Genomic DNA, 17,030 nt, shown 5'->3' with positions numbered 1-17,030 from the left:
CGCGGGCGCGTCGCCACGGATCATGGCAGCTCGGTGCGCGGGTCCGAGTCGATGCTGGGGCGCAGCCGCAGCGCCTGCTTCGGCCGCGGCGCGCCGGGGCGGCCGTTGACCCGGTCGACGCCGTCGATCGCGGGCGTCGGCGCCAGCGTGGCGAGCGACTCCAGGCCCGCGGCCATGTCGAGCGCGAGCGCGCGCTGCGTCGCGTTGGCGAAGGGATAGCCCGGCCGCGTCGTCATCGACTCGCCCGCGACGGTGCCCGCCTCCTCCGTCATCCGCTCGATACTGGGCGCCTGGCGTAGCGGGTCGGTCGCCGGCAGCTCGGCGCGCGCGCGATCGTCCTCCCAGCCCGCGGTGAAGCGCGACGCGGCGACTTCGAGACCGGCGAGAAAGGCGCGGAAGCGGACGAAGCGATGGTTGGCCCAGTTGAGCACAAGCGGCTCGCCCGCGAACAGCGGGTCGAGCAGCGTGTCGGGAACGAAGCGCGCCGCGATCACCTCGCCGGCGCGGGCGCCGCGGCGCTGGAGGTCGGCGATCACGGCCGCGCCCATCGCGACGTTGAACCCGCCCTCGCCGTCACGCATCCGGACATGGACGATACGGTCGCGATAGCCGGGCACGTCGATCAGCTGGTTGTCACCCCACTGGCGCGCCGTGGTGATGATCCGGCCCGCGAAACGCAGCAGCCGGGCAGACGGTGCGCCCGCGGCGAAGCGCGTGTAACTCGCCAGCCGGCCGCGATTGGTGCGCAGCATATACACCATCTCCTCGGGTTGCGCGTCGGCGGGTGCGAGGCCGGGGTCGGGCGTCGCGGGCTCGGCGGACACTTGCTCGGGCTGCAGCTCGTCGTCGTGATAGAGCAGGTTGAGGCAGAAGGTGGGCCGCGTCGGGATCGGCGCGTCGAACAGGTGGAGCGGGAAGTTCGACGTGATCCCGCCGTCGGTGATCCACAGCTCCGCCAACTCGCGTCCGCCGCCAAGGGCCGCCGCCCGCTCACGCAGCACGTAGAGGCGCACCGCGCGGAACAGGAAGGGGAAGCTCAGCGACATGCGGACGCCGACGAGCACCGGCAGATCTTCCGGCCGCGGCAGGCGGACGAACGCGTCGGCGTCGGCGCCGCCGAGATCGACCGCGGCGAGGTCGTCGCGCGGGTCGGTCGGGGCGCGCTGGTGTGCCACCATCCAGGTGACGATCTCGGGCGGGAACAGCGCGGCCAGATCGCTGCGGCGCGCGTAGAGCAGGTCCTCGCGGCGAAGGAACGGCAGCTGCACCGACAGCGCGCGATTGATGTCGGAGGCGACCAGCACCAGCTCGATGTCGCGGCTCATGGTTCCCAGCGTCGGATCGGGGCGTCGCGGATCCTGGGCCGCGCGCAGGGCCGCGGCCAGTGCGGCCTCGCGGTCGGCCCCGGCGTGGCGGTGCGACGCCGCCCACAGATCGCCGAAGGTGAGCGGCTCCTCCAACGCCAGCCCGGCGAGCTCCTGGAAGCGCGCGTGCAGCCATTCGGTGAGCGCCGGCAGCGGCTCGACGGCCGGGCGCGCTCGTGCCATGCCCGAGCAGAAGCCATAGCCGTTGTCGGCGACCGCGCGCAGGCCAGCGCGCAACGTCGGCCACCAGAAGAGCGCCGCCAGCAGCAACGTCAGCGCGGGCAGACCGACGAGCAGGAGCAGCAGCAGCGCCACGGCGAGCGCGGCGCCGTGCGCGGGTTCGAGCCACAGCAAGGCCGCCGCCACCAGGCCGAGTGCCAAAGCCGCCCACCAGAAGGCGGAGAGCGCGACGACTCCGGCCCCGCCGGCGACGCCGCGTGTGCCTGCGGCGGACTGGAGACGGCGCAGCAGGTGGAACAGCGGCGCCGTGTCGGGATCGGGTTCGAACAAATGCTGGAGCAGCGGCGCGCCGCCATGCTCCCGGCCGAGCTCTTCCGCCAATCCTTCCAGCCGCTCGCGCGCCTGCGGGTTCCGGCCGGAGCGTCGGCCGAACTCCATCGCCGCCGCGGCCGCCGCGCCGATCGCACCCGCCGAAGTGCCGCCGATCGCCCGCAAGCGATAGGTCGCGGCGATGGCGGCGATCGCGCCGGGATAGATCACGCCGCTCGTCACGCCACCCTTCATCACGAGGTCACATTCGCGCGGCGCGCGGTCGGGTCCGGTCGACATCATCCTGGCTCCCGCGGGCGGCTCTCGCGCCCGGGTCCAGCGTAGCGTACCTCGGTGCAGCCGGTAAGATGCGCCGCGGCGAGGAGGAGCGTCGCGCGCGCGTGTCACACCGACAGGATCTGTCTCGTCATACCGGCGAGCGCGACGTCCCGCGCGACGAGGAGACCGACCATGACCGCCAGTATCCACACCCCGCACGCGCTCGCCCCGGAGGGGATCAAGGCGATGATGGCGCTGGAGCAGAGCCTCGCTCACAGCGGGCTCGACCATCGGCTGCTCGAGCTGGTGAAATATCGCGTGTCGCAGATCGATGGCTGCGCCTTCTGCCTGCACATGCACGCCACCGACCTGCGCCGCCACGGCGAGAGCGAGCTGCGGCTCTACCTGCTCACCGCCTGGCGCGAGTCGACGCTCTACTCGGAACGCGAGCGCGCCGCGCTCGGCTGGGCCGAGGCGCTGACCCACCTGCCCGAGAGCCAGGCGCCCGACGCCGATTATGCGGCGCTCGCCGCCGTCTTCTCGGAGAGCGAGCGGGTGTGGCTGACGCTCGCGATCGGCGCGATCAATAGCTGGAACCGGCTGCAGGTCGGCTTCCGCGTGCCGCACCCGGTCGTCGATGCCTGACACGCGCGCCTTCGCCGCCGAGCGGCCGCGGCTGGTGCGGCTCGCCTATCGCATGACCGGCTCGCTCGCCGAGGCGGAGGACGTGGTGCAGGACGCCTGGTTCCGCTGGGCGGGTACCGCGCCGGGCACGGTGGTGAACCCGGCGGCGTGGCTGACGCGTACGGTCACCCGGCTGTGCCTCGATCATCTAAAGTCGGCGCGCGTCCGCCGCGAGACCTATGTCGGCGCGTGGCTGCCCGAGCCGCTGCTCGGCACGGTCGACCCCGAGCCGGTGGCGGACGATCTGACGCTGACGCTGATGCTCGCGCTCGAACGGCTCTCCCCGCTCGAGCGCGCCGCCTTCCTGCTCCATGACGTGTTCGAGGTCGCGCTGCCCGAGGTGGCGGCGACGCTCGACCGCGCTCCCGCCGCGGTGCGCCAGCTCGCTGCCCGCGCGCGCCGCCACGTCGCGGCGGCACGCCCGCGCTACACCGTCGATCGCGGCGATGCGGAGCGGATCGCTGCCGCGTTCTTCGCGGCATCGCGCGACGGCGACAGCAAAGCGCTGGCGGGGCTGCTCGCCGCCGACGTCACGATCCACGCCGACGGGGGCGGGCGCGTGCTCGCGTTCCGCAACGTCATCCGCGGTGCGGATCGCGTGCGGCGGCTGTATGCCGGGCTGGCGCGCAAGCACGGCGATACACCGCCGAAGCTGCTCGCGATGCGCTGGATCGACGGGCTGCCCGGCTATGTCAGCCGCGAGCGCGGCGACGTGGTGCAGACCACCGCGCTCGAGCTGCGCGAGGGTCGGATCGCCGCCGTCTACGTCGTGCGCAACCCCGACAAGCTCGCGCACGTCCTCGCGCTTCACGCGGCAGCGGCCACGCGCGGCTGACGCGCCGCCACCAGCAGCAGCGCCAGCGCCGCCGCCGCCATGGCCGCGCCCGCCAGCGCCACCGCCGGCAGGCCGAGCCCGGCGGCGATCACCCCGCCGCCGAGCGCCGCGCCGATCGCGTTGCCGAGGTTGAACGCGCCGATGTTCATCGCCGAGGCGAGGTTGGGGGCCTCGCCCGCCGCCGCCATCACACGCATCTGCAGCGGGGGCACGATCGCGAAGCTGGCGATGCCCCAGACCAGGATCGCCGCGGCGGCGAGCGGCAGCCACGGCATCACCGCCGCGAACACCACCAGCACCGCGGCGAGCAGCGCGAAGCTGCCGATCAGCGTGCGCTCGATCGACCGGTCGGCGAGCCGGCCGCCCATCATGTTGCCGATCGTCAGGCCAACGCCATAGAGCATCAGCAGCGCGGTGACCGTAGCGGTGCCGGCATGCGTGCGCTCGCGCAGGATGGGCACGATATAGGTGAAGACGGTGAACATCGCGCTCGCCCCCACCACCGTCAGCGCCAGTGCGGCGAGCACCCGCCCGCGCGCCAGCACGCGCAATTCGGCGGCGAGATCCGCCCCCGCCGGAGCGGGCAGCGGCGGCAGTGCGAGTCGCAGCGCCGCCATCGCCACCGCGCCGATCGCGGCGATGCCGGCGAAGGCGGGACGCCAGCCGATGGCCTCACCCACCCAGGTGGCGAGCGGGACGCCGCCGATCGTCGCCACCGTCAGCCCGGTGAACATCGCCGCGACCGCGCCGGCGCGCCGCTTGGGCGGCACCAGCCCCGCCGCGACCACCGCGCCGACGCCGAAGAAGGCGCCGTGGTTGAACGCGGTGACGACGCGCGCCGCCATCAGCCAGGCATAGCCACCGGCGGCGGCGGACAGCGCGTTGCCGAGCGTGAAGATCGCCATCAGCGCGATCAGCAAGGTACGGCGGTCGAGCCGCGCCGTGATCAGCGTCATCAGCGGCGCGCCGACCAGCACGCCGAGCGCATAGGCGCTGACCAGCAGGCCGGCCGACGGGATCGAGACGTGCAGGTCCGCGGCGATCACGGGCAACATGCCCATCGGTGCGAACTCGGTGACGCCGATGCCGAAGGCGCCGATCGCCAACGCGAGGAGGCCGGTATTGAGCTTCATGACGGGTCTCCGCTCAGACCAGTAGGGGCGCGAGGCGGGCGAAGCCCTCCTGCTGGCGATAGGGCGTGTGGGGATAGGGCGGGAGCTCGTCGCTCGCCGTGTCGAGCGCCGCCATCTGCTCCGGACTGAGCGCCCACCCGACCGCGCCGAGATTGTCGCACAGCTGCGCCTCGTCACGCGCGCCGAGGATCACCGAAGCGACCGTCGGCCGCTGCAACAGCCAGTTGAGCGCGATCTGCGGTACCGTCCGCCCGGTCTCGGCGGCGACCGCCTCGAGCGCGTCCACGACGCGATAGAGCTGTTCGTCCGCGACCGGGGGCGCGAACTGAGCGGTGTCATGCAGGCGGCTGCCCGCCGGGATCGGGCGATCGCGACCGATTTTGCCGGTCAGCCGACCCCAGCCGAGCGGGCTCCACGCCAAAGCGCCGATGCCCTGATCCTGCGCCAGCGGCATCAGCTCCCATTCGTAGGCGCGGCCGATCAGCGAGTAATAGACCTGATGCGCGACCAGCCGCGGCCAGCCGTGGCGATCCGCGGCCGCTTGCGCCTTCATCAGCTGCCAGCCGGGATAGTTGGAGACGCCCGCGTAGCGTACCTTGCCCGCGGCGATCAGCCGATCGAGCGTCGCCATCAGCTCCTCGACCGGGGTGTGCGCGTCATAGGCGTGGAGCTGGAGCAGATCGATGTGATCGGTACCGAGCCGCCGCAAGGAGTCCTCCACCGCGCGGATCAGCCGCGCGCGCGAGGCGCCCCAGTCCTGTGGGCCGTCACCCATCGGCAGGCCCGTCTTGGTCGACACCAGCACCGCGTCGCGCCGGCCCTTGATCGCCGCGCCGAGCACCTCCTCCGACGCGCCGTCCGAATAGACGTCGGCGGTGTCGAACAGCGTGACGCCCGCGTCGAGGCAGATGTCGAGCAGGCGCCGTGCCTCGGTCGCGTCGCTCTGCCCCCAGGCGCCGAACAGCGGGCCCTTGCCGCCGAACGTGCCGGTGCCGAACGACAGCGCCGGCACGCGCAGCCCCGACGATCCGAGTTGCCGATAGTCCATCATCCACCTTTTGCTGTCCGTTCCGAAACGGCTAGGTGGCGCAGGAGAAGGCGGTGGAGAACCGTCGCGTCGGGCGAAGGATCTGTGCGGTGGACGCAAAGCTGGCGGGTGGCAGCGACCGGGCGCGCGCGCTCGCCCTGTTCGCCACCGTGGTCGAGGCGGGGAGTTTCTCCGCCGCCGCCCGCACCTTGGCGCTGACGCCCTCGGCGGTGGCGCGCGCGGTCGACCGGATCGAGGCGCGGCTCGGCGTGCGACTGCTGCTCCGCTCGACCCGCGCGCTGACGCTGACCGCGGAGGGGCAGGCCTATCTGCTCGCGGCGCGGCGCATCCTCGCCGACCTCGACGATGCCGAGCAGCAGATCGCCGATCAGGGCAGCCCGCGCGGGCGGCTGCGCGTCTCGGCGGCGCTGTCGCACGGGCGGCTGTGCGTCGTGCCGCTGCTCGGCGACTTCGCGCGCGCCTATCCGCACATCCTGATCGACATCGCGCTGACCGACACGTTGGTCGACGTCGCGGCGGGACAAGCCGACGTCGCCGTGCGCTTCGGCCCGCTCGCCGACAGTGCGCTCACCGCACGCAAGCTCGGCCAGAGCGGCCGAGTCATCGTCGCCGCGCCCGACTATCTCGCGCGCCACGGTACGCCGGTGGTGCCGGAGGATCTGCACGCGCACAATTGCCTCAACTTCAGCTTCCGCCGCGCCGAGCCGACCTGGCCGTTCCGCCGCGACGGCCGCGACTTCACTTTGTGCGTCGAGGGCGGGATCGTCGCCAACAACGGCGAGACGCTGGGCCAGCTCGCCGCGGCGGGCGTGGGCGTGGCGCGGGTCGGGCGGTTCAGCGTCGAGGGCGAGATCGCCGAGGGGCGGCTGGTGTCACTGCTCGAGGATTATAATCCCGGCGATATCGAGCTGATCCACGCGGTCTTCGTCGGCGGCGCGCACCTGCCCGCGCGAGTGCGCGTGTTCGTCGACTTTCTCGCCGAGCGGTTGGCGGGGTCAGGCGTCGAGATGTTGAAGAAAAATGGTGCTGCCGGTGAGGATTGAACTCACGACCTCAGCCTTACCAAGGATGCGCTCTACCACTGAGCTACGGCAGCACTTCCGACCTCGTCGGGCGGAGGGCGCCTAAGAGACGAGCCGCCGGTGATTGTCAAGGTGCCTCGCTCGCACTAGCGCGCTTTTCATGAGCGACCGCGACGAACGGGCGGCCCGTCTGGCCGAGCAGCTGCGCCTCAACCTGCGGCGGCGCAAGGCGCAGGCGCGCGCCGGCCAGGACGCCGACAACGCCCCCCGTGCGAAGATCAGCCCCCTGCCGCGCGATGACCCAGCGTGAAGGCCAGCGACAGCATCTGCCACACGCTCAGCGATGCCGCGCCGAACAGCGCGCCCACGCCCGTCACGATCAGCGCGTGATGCGCGTACACCTTGCCTCGAGCCATGCCGCGTCGTCTCCCCCCAGCACCGGCGCGAGCGTCGCCGCCACGCGGTGATGGTAGGCATTGATCCACGTCAGCTCGGCGTCGGTCAAGAGAGCGGGGTCGATGAGGTCGCGGTCGATCGGCGCCAGCGTCAGCGTATCGAAGCCGAGCATCGGCGCGTCACCGCCGGGCAGCTCGCGCTCCACCACCAGCAGCAGGTTCTCGATGCGGATGCCGTACGCGCCCGCCTTGTAATAGCCGGGCTCGTTCGAGAGGATCATGCCGGGCAGCAGCGGTTCGGCGGGACCGCCGCCGGGATAGCTCGGCTTGGCGATTCGCGCCGGCCCCTCGTGCACCGAGAGATAGCTGCCGACGCCGTGGCCGGTGCCGTGCGCATAGTCGAGCCCAGCGTCCCACAACGGTCGGCGCGCGATTGAATCGAGCTGGCCGCCGTTGGTGCCGCGCGGGAAGGTCGCGGTGGCGAGCGCGATATGGCCCTTGAGCACGCGCGTGAACCGGTCGCGCATCTCGTCGCGCGGGGAGCCGATCGGGACGACTCGAGTGACGTCGGTGGTGCCGTCCTCATACTGGCCGCCCGAGTCGATCAGGTAGAGCTGCCCCGGCTCGATCGGCAGGCTCGACTCGGGCGTGACGCGATAATGCGGAATCGCGCCGTGCGGCCCGGTCGCCGAGATCGCATCGAACGACTGGTCGCGCAGCAGCCCGCTTTCGGCGCGGAACACGCTCAGCCGCTCGGCAGCGGACAGCTCGGTGACGCCGCCGCGCGGCGCCGCCTCGGCGACCCAGCGCAGGAAGCGGGTCAGCGCCGCACCGTCGCGCAGCGAGGCAGCGCGATGGCCCGCGACCTCGACCGGGTTCTTGGTGGCGCGTGGCAGCACGGTCGGGTCGCGTAGCGGCAGCACGGTGCCACCCGCGCGCTCCACCCGGTCCGCGATCGCCGCCACCGCGAGCGCCGGGTCGATCGCGACGCGCTTGCCCGCGAGCGAGTCGAGCGAGGCGGCGAAGGTGGCGCGATCGTGCACCCGCACCGCGTTGCCGAGATGCTCGGCGACCGCGGCCGTCATCTTCTCGGGCGCGACATAGAGGTCCGCGGTGCCGTCGGCGTGCGCCACGGCATAAGCGAGCGCCACCGGGGTACGCGCGACGTCGGCGCCGCGCAGGTTGAGCAGCCAGGCGATCGAATCGAGCGCGGTGATCACGGTCGCGTCCGCGCCCGCGGCGGCGAGCCAGTCGGCGACGTCGGCGCGCTTGGCGGCGGCGCCGCGCCCGGCGAGCCGCTCGGGGTGGACCGCCAGCGGCGCGGGGGAGGGGGCGGGGCGGTCGGCCCAGATCGAGTCGATCGGGTTGCGCTCGAGGGCGACGAGCTCGGCGCCCACGCCGGCGAGCGCGGCGCGCGCCTCCTCGACCCATCCGCGGGTATGGAGCCACGGATCATAGCCGACGCGCATGCCAGCGTGCGCGTGCTCACCGAGCCACGCGGGGACATTGGTCTCGGGCACGCTCACGAACGACCAGTCCGCCGCCGAGACCTGCTCCCGCACCTGGATCGTGTAGCGGCCGTCGGTGAAGATCGCTGCCTCCTCCGCCAGCACCACGGCCGTGCCGGCCGAGCCCTCGAAGCCGGTGAGCCACGCCAGTCGTTGCGCGTAGTCGCCGACATATTCGCTCATATGCTCGTCGGTCAGCGGCACGACGAAGCCGTCGAGACGCTCGCGCACGAGCTGGTCGCGGAGCGCGCGGAGGCGCGCGGAGGGGGTCGGCATGGACGGCATCCGGTGGTGGAGAGACGAGGCCGCGTGGCGTGCCACAGCCGCGGCGTGGCGACCAGTCTTGAAGCCGCGGAGTCGGGCTGTCATCATGTCGTCACGCCACTGCGCGAGAGCGCCGGCGCGAGTAAGAGGTAAGGGAGACGTTCAAGCGTGTTCCATCCCGACCTGATCCGGCATCCGGACAGCTGCCCGACGTTGGTGCTGAACGCCGATTACACGCCGCTGTCTTATTATCCCCTCAGCATCTGGCCGTGGCAGACCGCGGTGAAAGCGGTCTTCCTCGACCGCGTCGACATCGTCGCGCATTACGAGCGCGAGGTGCGCAGCCCCAATCACGTGATGCGGCTGCCCTCGGTGATCGCGTTGAAGCAGTTCGTGCGGCCGTCGCAGTTTCCCGCCTTCACGCGGTTCAACCTGTTTCTGCGCGACACCTTCGCCTGCCAATATTGCGGCAGCAACGCGCGCGAGCTGACGTTCGATCACGTCGTGCCGCGGGCGCAGGGCGGGCGCACGACCTGGGAGAATGTCGTCACCGCCTGCGCGCCGTGCAACCTGAAGAAGGGCGGCCGCACGCCGCGCCAGGCGCATATGCCGCTGGCGATCGAGCCGATCCGCCCGACCAGCTGGCAGCTGCAGGAGCACGGCCGCCGCTTCCCGCCGAATTATCTGCATGAAAGCTGGCACGACTGGCTCTACTGGGACGTCGAGCTCGAGGCGTGACGCGCCGCGGGTGACACACACGGGAGTTTCGCGGCGCATGCGGTGGCAGATGATGGTGGCGGGGGCCGTGCTGCTCGCCGCCTGCTCGAAGGAGAATGCGGAGGACGCGGCGGATCCGGCGGTGCTGGCCAATTACGTGCCGCCGTTCGTGATGTCGCGTCTCGATTATGGCGGCGTGGTCGAGCGTCGCTTCCGCCGGCTCGACGTCAACCACGACGATCACCTGACCCCCAATGAGCTGCCCAAGCGGCTCTCCGATCGATTCGCCGAGATCGATCGCGACAAGGACGGCCGCATCTCCAACGACGAGTGGAGTTCGTGGATGCTGGCGCGCTTCGATCAGCAGGATGCGAATCACGACGGCACAGTCACCAGCGACGAGCGCGAGCGCGCGCGCGAGCAGAAGGAGATGGACCTGCCGACTCCGGCGGAGGAACCCGACAATAGCGCCACGCCGGTGGGGTAAGTGGGGTAGGCGGGGACGGGGAGCTCGCGAGCCGGAGCTAGGTCCTCGGGCGACACCCTCCTCCGTCATTTTCGCGAAGGCGAGAATCCAGACGCGCGGACCTCTCGGCAGAAGCGGCGGCGTCAGCGTGTCTGGATCCCCGCCTCGGCGGGGATGACGGCGAAGTAAACAGCGCCGCCGTCCATCACCTCAGGCGGCGAACTCGCGGAAATAGTCGATCGTGCGCTGCAACCCCTCGCGCAGCTGAACGGTCGGCTCCCAGCCGAGCTTCGACTGCGCCAGGGAGATATCGGGCTTGCGCTGCATCGGATCGTCCTGCGGCAGCGGGCGATAGTCGAGCGTCGAGGACGAGCCGGTCAGCTCGATCACCAGCTCGGCCAGCTCGCGGATGGTGAACTCATTGGGGTTGCCGATGTTGACCGGGCCGGCGAAGCCCGGCTCGCTGTCCATCAGCCGCAGGAAGCCCTCGATCAGATCGTCGACGAAGCAGAAGCTGCGCGTCTGCGAGCCGTCGCCGTACAGCGTGATTGGTTCGCCCTTGAGCGCCTGCATGATGAAATTGGACACCACGCGGCCGTCCGCCGGGTGCATGCGGGGGCCATAGGTGTTGAAGATGCGCACCACCTTCACGTCCAGATTCATCTGGCGGTGGTAGTCGAAGAATAACGTCTCGGCACAGCGCTTGCCCTCGTCGTAGCAGGAGCGGATGCCGATCGGGTTGACGTTGCCCCAATAGTCCTCCTTCTGCGGGTGGACGTGCGGATCGCCGTAGACCTCGCTGGTCGAGGCCTGGAACACCTTGCACTTAAGCCGCTTGGCGAGGCCGAGCATGTTGATCGCGCCGATCACCGAGGTCTTGGTGGTCTGCACCGGATCATATTGATAGTGGATCGGCGAGGCGGGGCAGGCGAGATTGTAGATCTCGTCCACCTCGACGTACAGCGGGAAGCACACGTCGTGGCGCAGGAACTCGAAGCGCGGGTTGCCGTGCAGATGGTCGATGTTGCGCTTGGCGCCGGTGAAGAGATTGTCGACGCACACCACTTCATCGCCACGGTCGAGCAGGCGATCGATCAGGTGCGAGCCGAGGAAGCCGGCGCCGCCGGTGACGAGCACGCGCTTCCGCGACTGATAGTTGCGCGACATAGACGGTGAAACTCCCTGATTGCGCCGGCCGGCGCCCGGCCGACCGCCGGGCGCGTGCTTGTGCCAATGATCCCGCGCGGCGACAAGGAAGCTTTCAGACAAAGCCGTCATCACGTCGTCGACGCTGGCCAAGCATGGCGTCGAATGACTAAGGGAGCATTGATGCAGCGCATCCCGATCCTCGACGGCTGGCGCGCGCTGAGCATCCTGCTGGTGCTGGCGGGGCACCTGCTGCCGCTCGGGCCGCATCGGTGGGGGCTCAACGGCGCAGTCGCGGCGAGCGGCATGGCGCTGTTCTTCACCCTGTCGGGCTTCCTGATCACGCAGTTCCTGCTGCACCGACCCGACGTCGTGCCCTTCCTGATCCGCCGGCTGTTCCGCATCGTGCCGCTCGGCTGGGGCGCGATGATCGTGCTGGCGTTGGCGAGCCGCGCCGGCGCCGAGTCGTTCGGCGCCAACCTGCTGTTCGTGGCCAACCTGCCGCCGACCGCGCTGCTGCCCGGCGGCGAGCACCTGTGGAGCCTGTGCGTCGAGGTGCAATTCTACGTCGGAGTCGCGCTGTTGGTGGCGCTGGGCGGCCGGCGCGCGCTGTGGCTGTTACCCGTTCTGTGCGTCGCCGTGACGCTGACTAGGATGGTGCAGCAGGCGCCGATCAGCATCTTCACCTGGCAGCGAGTCGACGAGATCCTGGCCGGGGCGACGCTGGCGCTGCTGCACGCGCGCGCGCCGCGCTGGACAGCGTCGCTGCCGCGCGTGCTGCCGCTGCTGCTCTTGCCGCTGCTGCTCGCCTCGGGCCACGAGGGCACCGGCGCGCTGATGTATCTGCGCCCCTATCTCGCCGCTGCGACAGTGGGCACTTCGATCTACGCCGCGCCGGCGTGGCTGCGCGCTGCGTTCGGCTCGGCGCCGGCGCGCTACGTCGCCGAGGTCTCCTACGCGGTCTACGTCTTCCACGCGATGTTCGCGGCGAGCTGGCTCGGCAGCGGCGACACGCTGGTGCGCTACGCCAAGCGCCCGCTGCTGTTCGCCGCCACCTTCGCTGCGGCGCATGTCTCCACCTTCCGGTTCGAGCGGCCGATGATCGAACTCGGCAAGCGGGTTGAGCGCCGCTGGCTCAGCGCGCGCGCAGCCAGGACGTCGGGCGGCCGCCGAGCAGCTTGAGGTAGAGCGGGATCTTCCAGAGCACGTAGAGCGGCAGCCGCGCCGCCGCCCCCGCCGAGAGGAACGGCCGCCCGACTCGCCGCCACGCCATCCACAACGCCATCGCGGCGGCCGTCAGCGCCGCGGCGAGCAGCAGCGCCGGCCAGGGCGAGGCGCCGGCGAGCACGAGCAGCCCGGTCACGACCAGGGCTGCGAGATCGAGCATCAGCAGCAGCGTCAATGGCGGGATGGCGAGGCTCAGCCCGGCCCACAATGCGCGTGCGTCGCCGCGGCGCAGCGCGGCGACCATCGCTGGCAGTGCGCGGGTCAACGAGGTGGCGAGGAAGCCGCCCTCCCAGCGCTGGCGCTGCTGCAACGTGCCCTCGGCGCTGCTCGCCGCGCTCCACACCGTCGCCTCCGGCACGTAGCACGGCAGCTTGCCGCGCCGGGCGAGATCGAGCCCGAGCGCGAGGTCCTCGACGATGTCCGACGTGGCGAGCGGCGCATCGCGGAAGATCGGCCAGGGGAAGGCCATGCCCGTGCCGGTGAGATTGGCCCGCCCAGCCAGCCGCGCGAGTCCGCCCTGTCGCACGAGATTCTTGATGACGAACGCGAAGTTGGAAACCTGCACCATCGGCGCGGCGGTCAGGTCGGGGGCGAGCAGGTTGGTCGCCTGCACCGGCCGATCGGTTGCGCGCGCCGCCATGGCGAGCAGCGAGGCGCGATCGGTGGCGCCGTCGGCGTCGAGCACCATCACCACTGCGGGCTGGTCGTCGGGGGAGCGCACCGCGATCTGGTCGCGCGCGTGCGCCAGCGCATAGCCCTTGCCGCGTCGAGTCGGATCGTCGCGGCGGGTCACGCTCGCGCCGGCGGCAGCGGCGATGGCGGCGGTGTCGTCGCGGCAATTGTCGGCCACGACGAGCAGTTCGAACCCGGGCGGCAGCTCGGGGAGCAGGCGCGCCACCGTCGCGGCGATGATCGGCCCCTCGTCGTGCGCGGGCATCACGATCACCGCACGCGGGGTGACGCCGGCCGGCGAAGGCGAGGCGGGCGAGCGTAGCCCCGCGACCACCTCGATCACGAAGGCCGCGGTGAGCGCCAGCAGCGGCGCCGCGACGAGGGCGGCGACGACGGTCGCGATCACTGCCACTGCTGTCACTCGCTTCTTCCCTTGAACGCTGCTCATCCGAGCGCGGCCGCGGCTGTAGCGCAGCGGCGCGCACGCTGGCCACTAGCTTGTCGCTGGTGAGTGTCCGGTAAACGCTGCGTTAGCCTTATACCGTGCCACTTTCGTCAATCCGCGCCAGTGCATGGTCGCCCGGGTCAGTTGCGAGCGGGTGGTTTGATGTTTATGCCCAGGTCCGCCGGAAGGGGTCGCCGGTGCCGCGTCGGTATGTGCCCGCTCGTCGAGTTCGATACAGGTGAATAGTCAGCATAGTGCGACCATGTCGACCGCGGCAGAGCTGGATCGGCCGCGCGGCCGGCCCGCGCCGCGTCTCCCTTCGCTGTCGCTCTCGGCCTGGCTGCTGCTGATCGGCTGCGTCGCGCTGGCGATCCCGACGATGCTGACGGTCGCGCGCTTCAGCTGGTCGACCGAGCAGGGCGGGCACGGCCCGCTGGTGCTCGCCACCGGGCTGTGGTTGCTGTGGCGCGAGGTGCCCGGCGTATGGCCGCTGCGGCGGCCCGGCTCGGGGGTGGTGGTCGCGCTGCTGCTGCCGGTCTGCCTGCTGCTCTACCTCGTGGCGCATATCACCGGCATCATCGAGATCGAGGGCTTCGCGCTCTACGGCGCGCTGCTCGTGGCGGCCTATGCGTTGCTGGGCGGCGCGGTGCTGCGCGAGCTGTGGTTTCCCATCGTCTACCTCGGCTTCGTCTTTCCACCGCCCGATCAGGTGGTGGCGGTGATCACCCAGCCGCTCAAGATCGCCATCTCGGAGCAGGCGGTGAACCTGCTCTATGCGCTCGGTTATCCGATCGGCAGCTCGGGGGTGACGATCCAGATCGCGCAATATGACCTGCTGGTGGCGGCGGCCTGCGCGGGGCTGAACTCGATCATCAGCCTCACCGCCATCTGCCTCTTCTACATCTACGTGCGGCACCAGGCGAACTGGCGCTACGCCGCGCTGCTGATGCTGACGATCGTGCCGATCGCGATCTTCGCCAACTTCATCCGCGTTATCCTGCTGATCCTCATCACCTATTACTTCGGTGACGCGGCGGCGCAGGGCTTCGCGCACGATTTCGCCGGGCTGGTGATGTTCCTGGTCTCGGTGCTCACCATCTTCGCGATCGACGCGCTGGCGACCCCGCTGCGCCGTGCGCTGGGGAACGGCCATGACTGAGGTGAGCGGCTCCGCGCTGCCCGAGACGCGCCTGCTCGACCGGCGCCGCGCGCTGCTGGGCGGCGCCTTCCTGCTCACCGCGGGCGTCGCCGCGGCGCGGGTGCCGGGCAACCACATCGACCTGCTCGGCAAGCGCAAGCTCGACGCGCTGATCCCGGCGCACGTGGGATCCTGGTCCTTCTACTCGAAGAGCGGGTTGGTGACGCCGCCGCCCGACCAGCTCTCCGATCTGCTCTACTCGCAGTTGCTCACTCGTGTGTACCTGGCGCCGGACCAGCTGCCGATCATGCTGTTGATGGCGCAGAGCAGCGGCCAGACCGGCGTGCTGCAGGTGCACCGTCCCGAATATTGCTATCCCGCGGGCGGCTTCACCCTGACGGACAAGGCCGTTCGCTCGGTGCCGCTGCCCGGCGGCCAGCTTGATGCGACCGTGATGACCGCCAGCGCCGACAATCGCGTCGAGCAGCTGATGTATTGGACCCGCGTCGGCCGCGACATGCCGTTGAGCTGGGCGCAGCAGCGCTGGTCGGTCGCGCGCGCCAACCTGCGCGGCGACGTGCCCGACGCGATGCTGGTGCGGATCTCGACGTTGACGCACGATCGCGACGCCGGTCTGGCGACGCTGGCGGCGTTCACGCGCGCGCTGTTCGCCGCGGTGCCCGCCGACGTGCGCCGCGTGCTCGACAGCGCCGCCGGCTGAGCCGCCTCACGAACGGCGGGTGGGCAGGTCGATCGGCTTGAGGACGAGGAGGATGAAGATCAGGTTGGCGACGATCAACGCGATCGCGAGCAGATGCTGACCCGAATTGCCGAAATAGTTGGCGAGCGCGCAGATCACCGCGCCGGCCAGATAGGCAAGCATCGAGTCCTGCCGGTCGTTGGAAACAGATCGTTGCAGAAACAGCACGACAAGGCCGGCGAAAATGGCCAAAGTCACCCAATCGTAAGCAGTTTCCATCCGGCGGTCCAATCCTTGACGCGGTAGCGGTACAGCAAATCCGCAGCTTGTGCTAGGTAGGCCATCAACAGTGAAAAGGGGATTGAGATGTTCAGGCGTGGGACTTTGATCGCGGCGAGCTCGCTCGCGCTGCTCGCGGCGGGGTGCGACCGCAAGCCCACCGGGCAGTCGGTCGCGGTCGTGAACGGGGACGAGATCTCGATCGGCGAGCTCAACGCCGAGCTGCAGCAGGCCAATGTGCCGCAGGGCGCCGACCAGAAGGTGGTGCGCGCACAGCTGCTGCAGAATATCATCAGCCGCCGCCTGCTCGCGCAGGACGCGCGCAAGAACGGCGTCGACAAGACGCCCGAGTTCCTCAGCCGCCAGCGCCGCCTCACCGACGAGCTGCTGATCGCGATGAACGCCGAGCGTCAGAACGGCAGCCAGAAGCTGCCCGACCAGAAGGCGATCGACCAGTTCATCGCGGCGAACCCGCAGGCCTTCGCGCAGCGCCAGGTGCTCGCGCTTCAGCAGATCGCGATCGACCCGCCGAGCGATCCCAAGGCGCTGGAGCCGCTCAAGGACGCGCACTCGCTCGACGCGGTGGCGGCGGCGCTGACCAAGCTCAACATCCCGTTCACGCGGACGAGCGGCCGGCTCGACACCGCCAGCGTGCCACCCGAGGTGCTCAAGCGCATCCTTGCGCTGCCGTCGACCGAGCCGTTCGTTCTGCCGGCGGGAGGAAAGCTGTTCGCCAACGTGATCGTCGGGCGCGAGCCGGTGGCGATGTCGGCGGACGACATGCGCAAGGCCGCGCTCGGCGCGCTGCGCAAGCAGAACGAGGACAAGAGCCTGAACGACCAGGTGAAGCAGCTCCGCTCGACCGCCAAGATCGAGTATCAGCCGGGCTATGCCCCGCCGCCGACCGGCGCGGGCGCGCCGGCCGCTGGCGCCAAGTGAGGTGAGGGCGGCGGCGTCAGGTGGCGCCGCCGCTCGTCCGGTCGGTCCTGCGGACACGAGTGCGGGTGCGTGAAGCACCTGTGGCATAGGGCTGCGGCGTTCTTAGGAGCACGGCGAGCCGCTACATGCTCGCCGCTATGACTCCGTCGTCATCCCGGCCTTGAGCCGGGATCCACGCTTCCGCAAGAACAACGGTTTGCTTGAGCGCAGCCCGATGGATCCCGGCTCAAGGCCGGGATGGCAAGGTGTTTCGATGGATGCGTGTCGAAGCTGGCGGCGA

General features: G+C 70.6%; 18 protein-coding genes and 1 tRNA gene. 10 read left to right on the top strand and 9 right to left on the bottom strand.

Translation table 11 applies throughout. The annotated features are described in order from the left end of the window. Positions 1–20: 20 nt before the first annotated feature. A complete protein-coding gene (locus KZ820_RS08845) occupies positions 21–2,156 on the bottom strand; it encodes a patatin-like phospholipase family protein (protein WP_219748286.1) in 2,136 nt (711 codons plus the stop codon). A gap of 168 nt (positions 2,157–2,324) precedes the next feature. Here KZ820_RS08845 and KZ820_RS08840 point away from each other — a divergent pair, with 168 nt between their 5' ends. After that, positions 2,325–2,777 carry a carboxymuconolactone decarboxylase family protein gene (locus KZ820_RS08840; protein ID WP_219748285.1) on the top strand — a complete coding sequence of 151 codons (453 nt, stop codon included), beginning with the start codon at positions 2,325–2,327 and terminating at the stop codon, positions 2,775–2,777. Beyond that, entirely contained in the window at positions 2,770–3,651 is an 882-nt protein-coding gene (gene sigJ, locus KZ820_RS08835; RefSeq protein WP_219748284.1) for an RNA polymerase sigma factor SigJ, read from the top strand. The genes KZ820_RS08840 and sigJ overlap by 8 nt, the downstream gene beginning before the upstream one ends. On the opposite strand, the gene KZ820_RS08830 is transcribed toward sigJ, so the two are convergent. Both KZ820_RS08830 and KZ820_RS08825 read right to left on the bottom strand, forming a co-directional pair. Further along, the gene (locus KZ820_RS08830; RefSeq protein ID WP_219748283.1) at positions 3,624–4,784 is read right to left on the bottom strand and encodes an MFS transporter; all 1,161 of its coding nucleotides are present in this window, start codon (positions 4,782–4,784) and stop codon (positions 3,624–3,626) included. The genes sigJ and KZ820_RS08830 overlap by 28 nt on opposite strands. Positions 4,785–4,797: 13 nt before the next feature. Further along, positions 4,798–5,832: an aldo/keto reductase gene (locus KZ820_RS08825; protein ID WP_219748549.1), complete on the bottom strand. Its 1,035-nt coding sequence runs from the start codon at positions 5,830–5,832 to the stop codon at positions 4,798–4,800. An 89-nt stretch (positions 5,833–5,921) separates the two neighbouring features. On the opposite strand from KZ820_RS08825, the gene KZ820_RS08820 reads away from it, so the two are divergent. Beyond that, positions 5,922–6,875 (top strand): LysR family transcriptional regulator, encoded by a 954-nt coding sequence (locus KZ820_RS08820; RefSeq protein ID WP_219748282.1) that lies wholly within the window; start codon positions 5,922–5,924, stop codon positions 6,873–6,875. On the opposite strand, the gene KZ820_RS08815 is transcribed toward KZ820_RS08820, so the two are convergent. Further along, positions 6,854–6,928, bottom strand: a tRNA-Thr gene (locus KZ820_RS08815). The genes KZ820_RS08820 and KZ820_RS08815 overlap by 22 nt on opposite strands. An 86-nt stretch (positions 6,929–7,014) precedes the next feature. Here KZ820_RS08815 and KZ820_RS08810 point away from each other — a divergent pair. Then, positions 7,015–7,164 (top strand): hypothetical protein, encoded by a 150-nt coding sequence (locus KZ820_RS08810; protein ID WP_219748281.1) that lies wholly within the window; start codon positions 7,015–7,017, stop codon positions 7,162–7,164. On the opposite strand, the gene KZ820_RS08805 is transcribed toward KZ820_RS08810, so the two are convergent. Together KZ820_RS08805 and KZ820_RS08800 are read right to left on the bottom strand one after the other, a co-directional pair. Then, complete coding sequence (locus KZ820_RS08805) at positions 7,133–7,270, bottom strand: hypothetical protein (RefSeq protein WP_219748280.1); 138 nt, start codon at positions 7,268–7,270, stop codon at positions 7,133–7,135. The two genes, KZ820_RS08810 and KZ820_RS08805, sit on opposite strands and share 32 nt — an antisense overlap. Further along, the gene (locus KZ820_RS08800; protein WP_219748279.1) at positions 7,234–9,033 is read right to left on the bottom strand and encodes an aminopeptidase P family protein; all 1,800 of its coding nucleotides are present in this window, start codon (positions 9,031–9,033) and stop codon (positions 7,234–7,236) included. The genes KZ820_RS08805 and KZ820_RS08800 overlap by 37 nt, the downstream gene beginning before the upstream one ends. Positions 9,034–9,189: 156 nt before the next feature. Here KZ820_RS08800 and KZ820_RS08795 point away from each other — a divergent pair, with 156 nt between their 5' ends. Further along, positions 9,190–9,759: an HNH endonuclease gene (locus KZ820_RS08795; RefSeq protein ID WP_183925051.1), complete on the top strand. Its 570-nt coding sequence runs from the start codon at positions 9,190–9,192 to the stop codon at positions 9,757–9,759. Between the two features lie 37 nt (positions 9,760–9,796). Then, positions 9,797–10,225, top strand: a complete 429-nt coding sequence (locus KZ820_RS08790; protein ID WP_219748278.1) for an EF-hand domain-containing protein — start codon at positions 9,797–9,799, stop codon at positions 10,223–10,225. 189 nt (positions 10,226–10,414) lie between these two features. On the opposite strand, the gene KZ820_RS08785 is transcribed toward KZ820_RS08790, so the two are convergent. Then, complete coding sequence (locus KZ820_RS08785) at positions 10,415–11,371, bottom strand: UDP-glucuronic acid decarboxylase family protein (protein WP_219748277.1); 957 nt, start codon at positions 11,369–11,371, stop codon at positions 10,415–10,417. A gap of 162 nt (positions 11,372–11,533) precedes the next feature. Here KZ820_RS08785 and KZ820_RS08780 point away from each other — a divergent pair, with 162 nt between their 5' ends. Then, on the top strand, positions 11,534–12,532 hold the full coding sequence (locus KZ820_RS08780; protein WP_219748276.1) for an acyltransferase family protein: 999 nt from the start codon (positions 11,534–11,536) through the stop codon (positions 12,530–12,532). On the opposite strand, the gene KZ820_RS08775 is transcribed toward KZ820_RS08780, so the two are convergent. Further along, positions 12,486–13,670 (bottom strand): glycosyltransferase family 2 protein, encoded by a 1,185-nt coding sequence (locus KZ820_RS08775; RefSeq protein WP_308462171.1) that lies wholly within the window; start codon positions 13,668–13,670, stop codon positions 12,486–12,488. The two genes, KZ820_RS08780 and KZ820_RS08775, sit on opposite strands and share 47 nt — an antisense overlap. 286 nt (positions 13,671–13,956) lie before the next feature. Between KZ820_RS08775 and xrtV the strand changes: the two genes are divergently transcribed. After that, positions 13,957–14,853, top strand: a complete 897-nt coding sequence (gene xrtV, locus KZ820_RS08770; RefSeq protein WP_219748275.1) for an exosortase V — start codon at positions 13,957–13,959, stop codon at positions 14,851–14,853. Continuing rightward, positions 14,846–15,553 carry an exosortase-associated protein EpsI, V-type gene (gene epsI / locus KZ820_RS08765; protein WP_219748274.1) on the top strand — a complete coding sequence of 236 codons (708 nt, stop codon included), beginning with the start codon at positions 14,846–14,848 and terminating at the stop codon, positions 15,551–15,553. Before xrtV ends, epsI begins: the two co-directional genes overlap by 8 nt. Before the next feature lie 6 nt (positions 15,554–15,559). Here epsI and KZ820_RS08760 read toward each other — a convergent pair whose 3' ends face one another. Beyond that, the gene (locus KZ820_RS08760; protein WP_219748273.1) at positions 15,560–15,811 is read right to left on the bottom strand and encodes an XrtV sorting system accessory protein; all 252 of its coding nucleotides are present in this window, start codon (positions 15,809–15,811) and stop codon (positions 15,560–15,562) included. A gap of 87 nt (positions 15,812–15,898) precedes the next feature. Here KZ820_RS08760 and KZ820_RS08755 point away from each other — a divergent pair, with 87 nt between their 5' ends. Continuing rightward, positions 15,899–16,750 (top strand): SurA N-terminal domain-containing protein, encoded by an 852-nt coding sequence (locus tag KZ820_RS08755; RefSeq protein WP_219748272.1) that lies wholly within the window; start codon positions 15,899–15,901, stop codon positions 16,748–16,750. The last annotated feature ends 280 nt before the right edge of the window (positions 16,751–17,030 follow it).

Source organism: Sphingomonas citri, from assembly GCF_019429485.1.
Lineage (GTDB): Bacteria > Pseudomonadota > Alphaproteobacteria > Sphingomonadales > Sphingomonadaceae > Sphingomonas > Sphingomonas citri.
The sequence above is the reverse complement of the archived record's forward strand: the minus strand, read 5'-3'. Positions and strand labels throughout refer to the sequence as shown.

Excerpts from the sequence above, each read along its gene's own strand:
- KZ820_RS08755 (WP_219748272.1), top strand. The coding sequence starts at position 15,899 with ATGTTCAGGCGTGGGACTTTGATCGCGGCGAGCTCGCTCGCGCTGCTC.
- KZ820_RS08810 (WP_219748281.1), top strand. The coding sequence starts at position 7,015 with ATGAGCGACCGCGACGAACGGGCGGCCCGTCTGGCCGAGCAGCTGCGC.
- KZ820_RS08790 (WP_219748278.1), top strand. The coding sequence starts at position 9,797 with ATGCGGTGGCAGATGATGGTGGCGGGGGCCGTGCTGCTCGCCGCCTGC.
- KZ820_RS08845 (WP_219748286.1), bottom strand. The coding sequence starts at position 2,156 with ATGATGTCGACCGGACCCGACCGCGCGCCGCGCGAATGTGACCTCGTG.
- KZ820_RS08805 (WP_219748280.1), bottom strand. The coding sequence starts at position 7,270 with ATGGCTCGAGGCAAGGTGTACGCGCATCACGCGCTGATCGTGACGGGC.
- KZ820_RS08830 (WP_219748283.1), bottom strand. The coding sequence starts at position 4,784 with ATGAAGCTCAATACCGGCCTCCTCGCGTTGGCGATCGGCGCCTTCGGC.
- epsI (WP_219748274.1), top strand. The coding sequence starts at position 14,846 with ATGACTGAGGTGAGCGGCTCCGCGCTGCCCGAGACGCGCCTGCTCGAC.
- KZ820_RS08780 (WP_219748276.1), top strand. The coding sequence starts at position 11,534 with ATGCAGCGCATCCCGATCCTCGACGGCTGGCGCGCGCTGAGCATCCTG.
- KZ820_RS08785 (WP_219748277.1), bottom strand. The coding sequence starts at position 11,371 with ATGTCGCGCAACTATCAGTCGCGGAAGCGCGTGCTCGTCACCGGCGGC.
- KZ820_RS08840 (WP_219748285.1), top strand. The coding sequence starts at position 2,325 with ATGACCGCCAGTATCCACACCCCGCACGCGCTCGCCCCGGAGGGGATC.
- sigJ (WP_219748284.1), top strand. The coding sequence starts at position 2,770 with ATGCCTGACACGCGCGCCTTCGCCGCCGAGCGGCCGCGGCTGGTGCGG.
- KZ820_RS08760 (WP_219748273.1), bottom strand. The coding sequence starts at position 15,811 with ATGGAAACTGCTTACGATTGGGTGACTTTGGCCATTTTCGCCGGCCTT.
- KZ820_RS08825 (WP_219748549.1), bottom strand. The coding sequence starts at position 5,832 with ATGGACTATCGGCAACTCGGATCGTCGGGGCTGCGCGTGCCGGCGCTG.
- xrtV (WP_219748275.1), top strand. The coding sequence starts at position 13,957 with ATGTCGACCGCGGCAGAGCTGGATCGGCCGCGCGGCCGGCCCGCGCCG.
- KZ820_RS08800 (WP_219748279.1), bottom strand. The coding sequence starts at position 9,033 with ATGCCGACCCCCTCCGCGCGCCTCCGCGCGCTCCGCGACCAGCTCGTG.